This window comes from Flavobacterium sp., assembly GCF_030146175.1.
Lineage (GTDB): Bacteria > Bacteroidota > Bacteroidia > Flavobacteriales > Flavobacteriaceae > Flavobacterium.
The window spans coordinates 1-11130 of the sequence record NZ_JASLCE010000060.1 but is presented as its reverse complement, the minus strand read 5'-3'; the positions used below and the strand labels follow the sequence as shown (position 1 = coordinate 11130).

At 39.5% G+C, this 11130-nt stretch carries 11 protein-coding genes; 5 read left to right on the top strand and 6 right to left on the bottom strand.

All coding sequences use genetic code 11. From position 1 onward, the window contains the following. The first annotated feature begins 178 nt into the window (after positions 1 to 178). The 4 genes from era (at position 179) to Q1R07_RS07275 (ending at position 5908) form a co-directional block, all read left to right on the top strand. Positions 179 to 1063 carry a GTPase Era gene (gene era, locus Q1R07_RS07290; protein ID WP_300487943.1) on the top strand — a complete coding sequence of 295 codons (885 nt, stop codon included), beginning with the start codon at positions 179 to 181 and terminating at the stop codon, positions 1061 to 1063. An 82-nt stretch (positions 1064 to 1145) separates the two neighbouring features. Further along, entirely contained in the window at positions 1146 to 2456 is a 1311-nt protein-coding gene (gene der / locus Q1R07_RS07285) for a ribosome biogenesis GTPase Der (RefSeq protein WP_300487940.1), read from the top strand. Between the two features lie 164 nt (positions 2457 to 2620). Then, positions 2621 to 5347 carry an outer membrane beta-barrel protein gene (locus Q1R07_RS07280; RefSeq protein WP_300487937.1) on the top strand — a complete coding sequence of 909 codons (2727 nt, stop codon included), beginning with the start codon at positions 2621 to 2623 and terminating at the stop codon, positions 5345 to 5347. An 87-nt stretch (positions 5348 to 5434) separates the two neighbouring features. Beyond that, positions 5435 to 5908: a hypothetical protein gene (locus Q1R07_RS07275; RefSeq protein ID WP_300487934.1), complete on the top strand. Its 474-nt coding sequence runs from the start codon at positions 5435 to 5437 to the stop codon at positions 5906 to 5908. Between the two features lie 47 nt (positions 5909 to 5955). Here Q1R07_RS07275 and Q1R07_RS07270 read toward each other — a convergent pair whose 3' ends face one another. Further along, complete coding sequence (locus Q1R07_RS07270; protein WP_300487931.1) at positions 5956 to 6141, bottom strand: hypothetical protein; 186 nt, start codon at positions 6139 to 6141, stop codon at positions 5956 to 5958. A 731-nt stretch (positions 6142 to 6872) separates the two neighbouring features. Between Q1R07_RS07270 and Q1R07_RS07265 the strand changes: the two genes are divergently transcribed. After that, the gene (locus Q1R07_RS07265; RefSeq protein ID WP_300487928.1) at positions 6873 to 7922 is read left to right on the top strand and encodes a hypothetical protein; all 1050 of its coding nucleotides are present in this window, start codon (positions 6873 to 6875) and stop codon (positions 7920 to 7922) included. Positions 7923 to 8033: 111 nt separating this feature from the next. Here the strand turns inward: Q1R07_RS07265 and Q1R07_RS07260 are convergent, their stop codons facing one another. From Q1R07_RS07260 to Q1R07_RS07240, 5 genes are all read right to left on the bottom strand, one after another. After that, on the bottom strand, positions 8034 to 8846 hold the full coding sequence (locus Q1R07_RS07260; RefSeq protein WP_300487925.1) for a YgcG family protein: 813 nt from the start codon (positions 8844 to 8846) through the stop codon (positions 8034 to 8036). Beyond that, the gene (locus Q1R07_RS07255) at positions 8847 to 9284 is read right to left on the bottom strand and encodes a TPM domain-containing protein (RefSeq protein WP_300487922.1); all 438 of its coding nucleotides are present in this window, start codon (positions 9282 to 9284) and stop codon (positions 8847 to 8849) included. Positions 9285 to 9290: 6 nt separating this feature from the next. Next, a complete protein-coding gene (locus Q1R07_RS07250) occupies positions 9291 to 9878 on the bottom strand; it encodes a LemA family protein (RefSeq protein ID WP_300487919.1) in 588 nt (195 codons plus the stop codon). A gap of 82 nt (positions 9879 to 9960) precedes the next feature. Continuing rightward, positions 9961 to 10290: a MerR family transcriptional regulator gene (locus tag Q1R07_RS07245; RefSeq protein ID WP_300487915.1), complete on the bottom strand. Its 330-nt coding sequence runs from the start codon at positions 10288 to 10290 to the stop codon at positions 9961 to 9963. Beyond that, positions 10290 to 11130, bottom strand: an 841-nt coding sequence (locus Q1R07_RS07240; protein ID WP_300487912.1) for a M23 family metallopeptidase, incomplete at its 5' end; no start/stop codon positions are given. The genes Q1R07_RS07240 and Q1R07_RS07245, both read right to left, overlap by 1 nt.

Here is an 11130-nt window from a genome sequence, read left to right as displayed (position 1 = left end):
ACTCGAACCTGTGACCTTCGGGTTATGAGCCCGACGAGCTGCCTACTGCTCTATCCCGCGATGTTTCGAGTGCAAAACTACAACGAATATTTGGATTGACAAGACTTTTTTTAAAAAAAATAAAAATTCGACTCTTATTCGCCTGATATGCCTACCTTTGTAGGCTAAAATTTTTACTATGGCACACAAAGCAGGTTTTGTTAACATCATCGGGAATCCCAATGTCGGTAAATCGACATTGATGAATGCCTTTGTTGGCGAACGCTTATCTATTATAACTTCTAAAGCACAAACCACCCGTCACCGTATTCTGGGAATTGTAAACGGAGACGATTTTCAAATCCTGTTTTCCGATACACCGGGAATCATCAAACCGGCGTATGAATTACAGTCGTCGATGATGGATTTTGTAAAATCCGCTTTCGAAGATGCCGACGTACTGGTATATATGGTCGAAATAGGAGAGAAGGAATTAAAAGACGAAGCGTTCTTTAATAAGATCATCCACGCCAAAATCCCGGTATTGTTGTTGTTAAACAAAATCGACAAATCCAACCAGGAACAACTGGAAGAGCAGGTAAACCTTTGGAAAGAAAAAGTGCCGAATGCCGAGATTTTTCCAATTTCAGCTCTTGAAAATTTTAACGTAAGTACCGTATTCGACAGAATTATCGAATTACTACCGGAATCGCCGGCCTATTATCCGAAAGATGCGTTAACCGATAAACCGGAACGTTTCTTTGTAAACGAAACCATCCGTGAAAAAATCCTGTTGCATTACGAAAAAGAAATTCCGTATTCCGTAGAAATCGAAACGGAAGAATTTAAAGAAGACGATGATATCATCCGAATCCGGGCCGTAATCATGGTAGAGCGCGATACGCAAAAAGGAATCATCATCGGTCATAAAGGTGCTGCGATCAAAAAAGTAGGAATCGAAGCCCGACAAGACCTTGAGAAATTCTTTGGAAAGAAAATCCATATCGAAATGTTCGTAAAAGTTAACAAAGACTGGCGAAACAGCAGTTATCAGTTACGTCGTTTCGGATACAACAATAAATAAAATACCAAAATAGGAACAGTGTTGTAGTTAGGATAAGGCCGCTACAATTAAAATAATGTACTTTTGCAAAAAATAAAGAAAGATGAATAATATCGTAGCCATAGTAGGAAGGCCCAATGTTGGAAAATCCACTTTTTTTAACCGATTGATTCAGCGTCGTGATGCCATAGTCGATTCGGTAAGTGGTGTAACCCGCGACCGTAACTACGGAAAAAGTGAATGGAATGGAAAAGAGTTCTCGGTGATCGACACCGGAGGATATATTAAAGGTTCCGACGATATTTTTGAAGGCGAAATCCGCCGTCAGGTAGAATTGGCCATCGATGAAGCCGATGCGATCATTTTTATGGTCGATGTGGAAGAAGGCATCACTCCGATGGACGATGAAGTGGCAAAACTGTTGCGTAAAGTGACCAAACCCGTTTTGCTTGCCGTAAACAAAGTAGACAATGCTATGCGTGAAAAAGACGCATTCGAGTTTTATAACCTTGGATTAGGGGAATACTATACCATTGCCGGAATGAACGGAAGTGGTACCGGTGAATTACTGGACGCTTTGGTAGAATTATTACCGGAACTTCCGGATGCTGTGGAAGAAGAAAATCCGCTACCGCGTTTTGCTGTAGTAGGACGACCAAATGCAGGGAAATCATCGTTTATTAATGCGCTGATCGGGGAAGACCGTTTTGTGGTAACCGATATCGCCGGAACAACCCGTGATGCAATCGACACCAAATACAACCGTTTCGGATTTGAATTTAACTTAGTGGATACGGCCGGAATCCGTAGAAAAGCCAAGGTAAAGGAAGATTTGGAGTTCTATTCCGTGATGCGTTCCATTCGTGCGATCGAACACAGTGATGTTTGTATCCTGATGATCGATGCTACCCGTGGTTTCGAAGGACAGGATCAGAGTATTTTCTGGTTGGCCGAAAAGAACCGTAAAGGCGTTGTAATTCTGGTAAATAAATGGGATTTGGTAGAAAAAGATACCATGTCGACACGTGATTATGAAGCCCGAATTCGTCAGGAGATTGCACCTTTTACCGATGTGCCGATCCTGTTTGTATCTGCATTGACCAAACAACGACTTTTAAAGGCTCTGGAAACCGCTGTTGAGGTATTTGAAAATCGTAAACAACGTATTGCGACTTCAAAATTCAACGAATTGATGTTGCCAATTATCGAGCATACGCCACCACCGGCTTTAAAAGGGAAATACATCAAAATTAAATACTGTATGCAGTTGCCAACACCAACGCCTCAATTTGTGTTTTTTGCCAATTTACCACAGTATGTTAAAGATCCGTACAAACGTTTTATCGAAAACAAATTACGCGAGAATTATAACTTTTCAGGGGTTCCAATTGATATTTATTTCAGACAGAAATAGTTTGTTAAAGTTTCTATAAGAATTTTCGTTATTATACGTGAAATCATTTCTTTTGCGGTTGTTATGTTTACATATTAACCGCAATTTTTTTTATACTAATGCAAAAAATCACCTTACTTTTTGCGTTTTTGTTGATAAGTTGCCTGTCCTTTGCTCAAAATAATATGGTGCTAAAAGGGAAGGTAATAGACAAAAACTCAGGATTACCAGCCGAATCGGTTACCGTTTATCTTTCGGTTGTAAAAGATTCGACACTTATTGATTACACGATTACCAACAAAGCGGGGAATTTTGAATTCAGCGTTAAAAAAAATAGTCAACCGGTTTTTCTAAAGATATCGATGATCGGGTATCAGGATTATAAACAGGAATTGGATGGGATAAGTGCATCCCGGGATTTTGGAACCATTGCAATTGTCGAATCGTCTAAAGTATTGGACGAAGTGATTGTAAAAACCGAAGCACCGCCAATCCGGATTAAACAAGATACCTTGGAATTTAATGCCGCATCGTTTAAAGTGCGTCCGGATTCCAATGTCGAAACCTTATTAAAACAATTGCCGGGTGTTACCGTCGATAACGGTAAAGTAACGGTAAATGGAAAAGAAGTTAACCAGATATTGGTAAACGGTAAGCCGTTTTTCGATAAAGATGGAAAAATTGCCTTACAGAGTTTGCCATCTGACATCATTAATAAAATACAGGTAACGGATTTCAAAACAAAAAAAGAAGAATTGTCCGGACAAAAGGCCAGTTCCAACAATGCCTCGATTAACCTGACGATAGACGAAGATAAAAATAAAGGACTTTTTGGGCGATTTACCGGTGGTTATGGTACCGACAGTCGTTACGAAAGCAGTACCATGCTTAGTTACTTTAAAGGCAAACGGAAGATAAGTATTTTGGGATCGTCAAATAATATTAATTCGGCCGGATTTTCAATGAATGAAATTTTCGACAATATGGGCGGAGGACGTAATGCTTCGGTGAATGTTGGCGGAGATGGCAGTTTTGGAGTCAACGGAATGAATTTTGGCGGTGGAAAAGGGATTACCCAATCCGATATAGCCGGGTTAAATTATGCCGATGAGTTTTTTAAAGGATTTGATATGAGTGGTAATTATTTTTATAACGGTACCACTTCGAAAAATACCAATAAAAGTCGGTATCAAAACTTTCTTCCGGATCGGACGATTATAACCGAATCAGCCGGAAACACGCGTGACGACCGATATACGCATAATGGAAGCTTTATTTTTGATTATAAGATCGATTCGACGACAACCCTATATGTTTCGCCACGATTCTCCAAAGGTAATTCCAAATATAGAAGCCAGTCGGAAGAGGCAACGATGAATGAAAATAACCGGGTTTTGAATGATAGTGACAGTAACTTGTACAACGAAAGCGACAGTCAGAGTTTTTCAAATTCCATTAGTTTTAATAAACAGTTTGGGAAAAAAGGGAGAAGTCTAGGGATCGATCTGGATAATTCCAATTCCAAGGATATCGGAAGCAACCTCAATCAGTCAAAAACCCGTTTTTATGACGACAACGGTGCTTTGCTTCGAACCGATAACCGGGATCAGATTCGGTATAACCGGAACTTTAACGACCGCGTGGAAATCGGCCTGGAATATCTGGAACCGGTAATGGATTCCGTACGTTTAAAACTGGGAGTTGATTATAGCTGGAATAAAACATTGGACAATAAAACAGCCTATAACTTTGATGCGGATACAGGCGATTACACGATGCAAAACGATACGCTTTCTAATTTCCTCCGATCTACAACCGTTACGATAAATCCGAAAGCCGGAATCAGTATTGAAAAAAACAAATTCTTTCTGAGTAGTTATTTCGGAACCAATATTACCCGTTTGGATAACGAATCGTATTACCTGTATCGGAATACTAAATTAATGCGGGATTATATACTGCCATCGGCTTCGCTATATATGAACTACAAATTGTCGAAAGCCAAATCGTTTTCGGTGAATTATTCCTATCGGGTTGCATTCCCGTCGGCGCTTCAGATGTTACCGGTAGATGACCCGTCAAATGCTTTGGTGAGTTATATTGGAAATCCGGATTTAGATCCAACCAAAAGCCATTCAGCGGGGATTTATCTTCGAAACTATAATTATGCTACCCGATCCGGTTATAGCTTTTCGGTTATGGGGCAGTATTACGACAGCCAGATTATAGCATCGACTATTTATGATGAAAGTGCGAAACGTTATACGACCTATCAGAATATATCCGGAGGATTTAACGTAACGGGAGGTGCAAACGTGTACAAAAGCTATACCGTTGCGATGCATAAATTCCGAATCGGTATTGTGCCGAATCTAAGCCTTACAAAAGATAAGGGATATACGAACGGCGAACTGTTTGATGCATTGAACTACCGTTTTCGTACACGACTTAATTTAAACTGGGATTATGGCGAATTACTAACGGTGACACCATCGTACACGTATTCGTATAATGTGACCAATTATACCAATTACACTATTAACTCAGCGTCCAACTATACACATCAGTTCAATTTGCAAACCACAAGCTATTGGCCTAAAGGATTGGTAATTGGGAATGATTTTGGATATACCTATAACTCGGCTATTTCCGGTGATTTTAAAAAGGATTTTTACCTGTGGAATACCAGTGTGGGCTATAATTTCTTTGATGACAGAATGCTGTTTAAGGTTAAAGTGTACGATTTGCTGAATCAAAATCAAAGTGCCATCCGAACAATTGGAGCTACCAGCATCCGGGACGAGGAGAATACGGTATTAAAACGTTATGCGATGTTTTCGCTGACATATAAGATTGAAAAATTTGCCGGAAAAGAGAAAAAAGGCAGCCGTGGAAGACCGGGAGCCTTTTAAAAAGATAAAAAAAATGAGAAGCTGTGAAAACAGCTTCTTTTTTTGGTCAGTCCCGAAGTATATTTGCTAAAAAATTGAAAAAGAAAGATGAAATATTTTTATGCCGGAATTGTGCTCTCCGCCTTATTTGGATGTGAGCCCGAACGAAAGAACTACGATCTCAGGATGTTGCCGCGGGAATGGGTGCGGCTCACAAAAACAGCAAAAGGTCTGGTTGTCTATAATACCTGTGATTCCGGGAATTTATTGCTAACGATTACACATACCGGTGAAAATTCGGAAATCTTCCTTCACGGTCAGCAGGAAGATCAGGAATATCAGGTTTTAAATACCTACCAGTCGGGCGATACGATAGTAGCGGTAACAAAATGGAAAGACGGAAAAGACGTACAGAGTTTTAAATTCCTTCCGGCCGAAAAGGAAAAACACCTGGGACGTTGGATTACGACGTTTCCAACCGGATTTACCTCCGATAATATATTTGTAACCACCGAAAAACAAAACCATTATCCTAAAGTCGACCAACCCTGTCGGGAATGTTGGGGCGATGAATGTGATTAGACTACCGTTTAAAACCTGACAGGTCTCGAAGACCTGTCAGGTTTATGTTATTTAGATCTTTTTGCATTACTACTTTTTCGGGTTGTACTATAAGTAGTTGATGGGCTCTTTTCTGCCTGTTTTTTTGTTACATATCTACCAGATTCAGCGCTTCTGTATTGTTTGTTTTTCTCTTGAGCATTTGCAGTAACGGCAAATGTGGTAAAAGCAATAAGTAAAATTAGTTTTTTCATATTCATTGTGATTTTGTTGATTTTGAGTGAATTTACAAAAAAAAGAGATACTATGGCTTAATGATTTAAAACCTGACAGGTCTCGAAGACCTGTCAGGTTTAATAAAACTCATTCTCTTTTGAATACTCTTTTTCCAGTATAAAAAAAACATAATTTTTATACTGCATTTCTTCTTCTAATGTCTTAGATAAATTGTCGTTTATTTTTTGCAAGATGGCAATCATAGTTTTTTGTCGTATGACGACATCTCTTGATGATTTTTGTTTTCTCTTGGAATCTATATTTTGAGAATTTGAGAAATAAGCACCCATACCTTATCTGTCCTGCACTTCTCACAGCGTTACGGTTGTTTCTAATACAGCCTGCATAGCATGGAGGAATTAAAACAGTTTTTCTGTAAACAAAATGAATAGTAACGGGGAATGACCTTAAAAAATCATACTTATTAAAGAGATATTACTTCTAGGTATTAGAATCAGCAGACAATATTTTGAATACTATTCGATATGTTGTTTTAATGATCAAATTGTTGATGATAATGATGTCGGGATTGATTTTAAATGTTTATAAACTATTGAAGGGTCAAAGCCATACAAAACGAACTCAAGTATAGATGTATTTGGATTTTCTGTCTGAGGATTCTGTAAATTAAGAATAAGCATAAAGTGCTTTTATCAGTGTTTTATCTGCTTTTTTCTAAATATAAATATGGAATTTTTAAACGTTTAATATGAAAACAATAGTACAAAAAATTAAAATTGGAGTTGTTGTTTTGAGTACAACACTATGGTGTCTTTCCTGTAGTAATGAGATGGAGAATTACAAGGAATATCCGCAGGATCAGTTAAAATCGGCTTCAGGCAGGTTAAGTGAAGAGGAATCAGTTACTGAGACAGTAAATCAAGAAGAACTGGACAGGCTTTTGGAAGGAATGAAATTAGAATTTGTATATACGACTCCCATTATTGCAGAACATCGTCTGAATGTACCTGAGAGTAAGAGTAAGAGTAGAGTAGTTCTTAGAGAGAAAATGACACCGGATCACATCAAACAATTGGGGTATGATACCGAAGAACAAGTATTGGAAGTCTTTAAACTTAAAAGATACAATAGGGAAAAACCGAATGGAGTTGCGATTAATGATTATCAAACCTGTGCTATTCTTGAAACGCCTATAGCTGTTGATGGAGGTCCTTGCAAAATTTTCGAACCCTGTAAAGATTTGGGTGGGAAATTTTGTGTTTATATAACGTTAGGAATGCCAAAGATTACCCCTGTGGGTGATGAAAATTCAGAATATAGAACAACCAGAACCATCATTGATAATGATTCTGATGAGGAAGATTTGTTTAAAAAAACGTACACTATTACTCAGGGAACATCTACAAAATGGGACGTGGAAAGATCAATCGGACTTAAATTAGGACTAAAAGTGGGGATGTCGTTAGGAGAAACTTCTATAGAAGTTTCTGTAGGTATGGCAACGAAAAAAGGAGGGACTAAAGACGAAAAAAGAGAAATAAAAGAAGAATATACAACTAAAATACCGGCAAGAAAGAAAAAACAAATTCTTATAGTAGAAGAAATAAAAACACAATATCTTAATTATCAGATTCCGGTGAAGTTAGAAGGATCTGCAGGATTACTGATGCACAGACGGCCTTTTAGGCGAGGTGCTTCGGCGTCTATTTTGTTAAAAGGGAAAAAACTGATGGAAAAAGGCAACATTAAGGTCGAAAAGGCAATCGATTTTTATATTTATTCTAAAATACTGGACTAAAAATGTCTTTCCATTCTGAAAATAGAAATGCTGAACGTTATTATTCAGGGGAAGCCTATTAAAACAAAAGCCGGAACGAGTCCGGCTTTGTCTTATAATTGTCTTAGTATGTTACCAACTTCCTCCGGCTCCGCCACCGCTAAATCCGCCGCCGCCAAAGCCGCCACCGAATCCACCGCCGCCAAAACCGCCACCGGAACTTCCTCCTCCAAAACCGCCACCGCCACCGCGGCCAAGGCTGCTCAGGATGATCATGTCCAGTAAATCCGGTCCGCCGCCACCGCCAATTCCACCATTACCACCGCCACCGGACTTACGTCCTCGTGCTAATACGATAATCAGGATGATGACAATGATGATAAAAATAAAGATTCCGGCTACACCGTCGTCGGATTTGTCGCCTTTACGGGTGCCTTTGTATTTCCCTTTTAGTACGTCTACTATCACATCGGTACCTTTGTCAAGACCGTTATAGTAACTACCGGCTTTAAATTCCGGGATAATTACTTCCCGTGTGATTTCGCCTACAATACCAGCCGTTAGCCGATCTTCGACACCATAACCCGGAGAAATCCAGATACGACGCTCGTTTTTGGCCAGCAGTATAAAAATACCATTGTCCTCTTTTGCCTGTCCGATTCCCCATTGATGTGCCCATTTCGGGGTTAATATTCCGATATCCTCGCCTTTTAACGACTCGATAGTAGCGACTACAATCTGCGTTGAGGTCGAATCGGAATAACGAATCAGTTTTTCTTCCAGGCTTTGTTTTTCCTGCGGGCGCAACATATTGGCATAATCGTAAACGCTCGTTTGAAATTTTGGTTTTTCTGGAATGGTAAACTGTGCCGAAACCGGTTGCAGCAGTAAAAAGAATACCGGCAACAACAGGCTTTTAATAAATTTAGCAATACAATGTGTCATTTATCCTTTGGATATTTCGTTCGATAATTCGTTGGTATCGTCACTTTCAAAAGGAAAATACTGTTTTAGACGTTCGCCGGCTTTGATGATACCATCCACCAAACCGTCTTTATAACGTCTGTTTTTGAAGTGTTCAATCACGATGTCTTTGGTACAGTCCCAAAAATCGTCTTCCACGACCTTATGAATGCCTTCATCGCCGATAATGGCAAAAGTATGATCGGAAACCCCTATGTAAAACAAAACGCCGTTTCGGGCTTTGGTTTTGTCCATACCAAGGGAGTAAAAAACCTCCTGCGCTCTTTCGACCGGAGGTTTTTCGCTATGATCTTCCAGATGGACTCTGATTTCCCCGGAAGTATTTTGTTCGGCAATCTGAATCGCATTGACGATTGCACGTTCTTCTTCCGGAGTCAGGAAATTTTCAGTAGCCGACATCGTTTTTTAGAATTTTACTTCAACCGGTTTTTCAGCACCTTCTACAGCATTGAAATATGATTTTTCTTTAAATCCGAACATTCCGGCAAAAATATTGTTCGGGAACGATTTAATATGACCGTTATAGTCTTTAACCGATTCGTTAAAACGCGTTCTGGCCGTTAAAATCTGGTTTTCAGTACTAGCCAGCTCGTCCTGAAGTTTTAAGAAGTTTTGGTTTGCTTTTAAATCCGGATATTGTTCCACAGTAACCAATAAACGTGATAAAGCCGAAGAAACACCACTTTGTGCTTTGTTGAATTCTGCCAATTGTTCCGGTGTGATATTCGAAGGATCAATAGTTGTTTTAGTCGCTTCCGAACGGGCTTTTACTACTGCTTCCAATGTGCTTTTTTCGAAATCGGCCGCACCTTTAACCGTGTTAACCAAATTGCCGATAAGGTCATTTCGTCGTTGATAAGAGGTTTGTACGTTACCCCATGCTTCCTGTGAGGCCTGATCTTTTACTACTGCTGTATTGTTGATACCTTTAGCCCAAAAAAAGACTACAATAACAAGGAATGCAATAATTCCGGGAACTAACCATTTTTTCATAATTACTTTTTTTTAGATTGTTTTTGTACTATTAGTCGTATGTTAACCTGGTCCGTTACAGGCAGGTTTTCTTAAAGAATTGTTATAATTCGTTTTTAATATTCAATAATTGAATTTTGATAGCTTCTAATTTACGAATGATTTCGAATTTATCCAGCGTTTTTTTCTGAGCTTCTTTTAAATGAATTTTAGCACCTTCGAGTGTGAATCCACGTTCTTTTACCAGATGGTAAATCAATTGCAGGTTTTTTACATCTTCCGGAGTAAACATCCGGTTTCCCTTTGCATTTTTTTTCGGTTTCAGAATATCGAATTCCTTATCCCAAAAGCGGATCAGGGAAGCATTTACGTTGAATGCCTTGGCGAGTTCGCCAATACTGTAATATCTCTTTTCTGGTAAGTCTAAATGCATTAGTCGAGGGATTGGTTTTCTTGGTTAGCTAATTGTGAAATTAAAACATATTCTTTGGCCGAAATCGAACCGTAATAGAAATTCAGCGGATTCACCACCGCTCCGTTTTTATGAACTTCATAATGCAGGTGAGGCGCTTCCGAACGTCCGGTACTGCCCACATATCCGATGATGTCACCTCTTTTAACGCGTTGACCCGGTCGAACATTGTATTTGCTCAAATGGGCATATAAGGTTTCATAACCATAACCGTGCGTAATTTCGATATGATTCCCGTATCCGGAAAGCGAATTATCGGCTCTGCGCACCACTCCGTCGCCGGTAGCAAAAATCGGAGTTCCGGTTTTGGCCGAAAAATCCATTCCGGCATGGAACTTCCGCACCTTGGTAAACGGATCACTCCGGTATCCGAAACCGGACGCCATATGTTTTAAATCTTCATTTTTTACCGGTTGGATAGCCGGAATAGCCGAAAGAAGTTTTTCTTTGTCTTTGGCCAGTTTTAATATTTCGTCGAGCGAACGCGATTGAATAACCAATTGTTTGGTGATCACATCCACACGGCGGGTTGTATTCATAACCAGATCCGAATTGTTATAGCCTTCCAACGCTTTATAACGGTTGATTCCGCCAAAACCGGCGCGACGTTGTTCATCGGGAATCGGAGAGCTGTTAAAATAGACCCGGTAAAGGTTGTTGTCACGCTCTTCCAGATCGCTTAACACATCGTCTAACTGATCCATCTTTCGGTTTAGAAGCGCATAATTGATTTTTAAATTCTCAATTTCACGGGCTTGTAATTTATCTTTGGGTGTTTCGAAAAACGGGGTGTTAATCAGT

Coding starts and splice junctions, on each gene's coding strand:
- Q1R07_RS07250 (WP_300487919.1), bottom strand. CDS start 9,878: ATGAAAAAATGGTTAGTTCCCGGAATTATTGCATTCCTTGTTATTGTA.
- era (WP_300487943.1), top strand. CDS start 179: ATGGCACACAAAGCAGGTTTTGTTAACATCATCGGGAATCCCAATGTC.
- Q1R07_RS07270 (WP_300487931.1), bottom strand. CDS start 6,141: ATGAAAAAACTAATTTTACTTATTGCTTTTACCACATTTGCCGTTACT.
- Q1R07_RS07265 (WP_300487928.1), top strand. CDS start 6,873: ATGAAAACAATAGTACAAAAAATTAAAATTGGAGTTGTTGTTTTGAGT.
- Q1R07_RS07275 (WP_300487934.1), top strand. CDS start 5,435: ATGAAATATTTTTATGCCGGAATTGTGCTCTCCGCCTTATTTGGATGT.
- Q1R07_RS07260 (WP_300487925.1), bottom strand. CDS start 8,846: ATGACACATTGTATTGCTAAATTTATTAAAAGCCTGTTGTTGCCGGTA.
- Q1R07_RS07280 (WP_300487937.1), top strand. CDS start 2,621: ATGGTGCTAAAAGGGAAGGTAATAGACAAAAACTCAGGATTACCAGCC.
- Q1R07_RS07245 (WP_300487915.1), bottom strand. CDS start 10,290: ATGCATTTAGACTTACCAGAAAAGAGATATTACAGTATTGGCGAACTC.
- Q1R07_RS07255 (WP_300487922.1), bottom strand. CDS start 9,284: ATGTCGGCTACTGAAAATTTCCTGACTCCGGAAGAAGAACGTGCAATC.
- der (WP_300487940.1), top strand. CDS start 1,146: ATGAATAATATCGTAGCCATAGTAGGAAGGCCCAATGTTGGAAAATCC.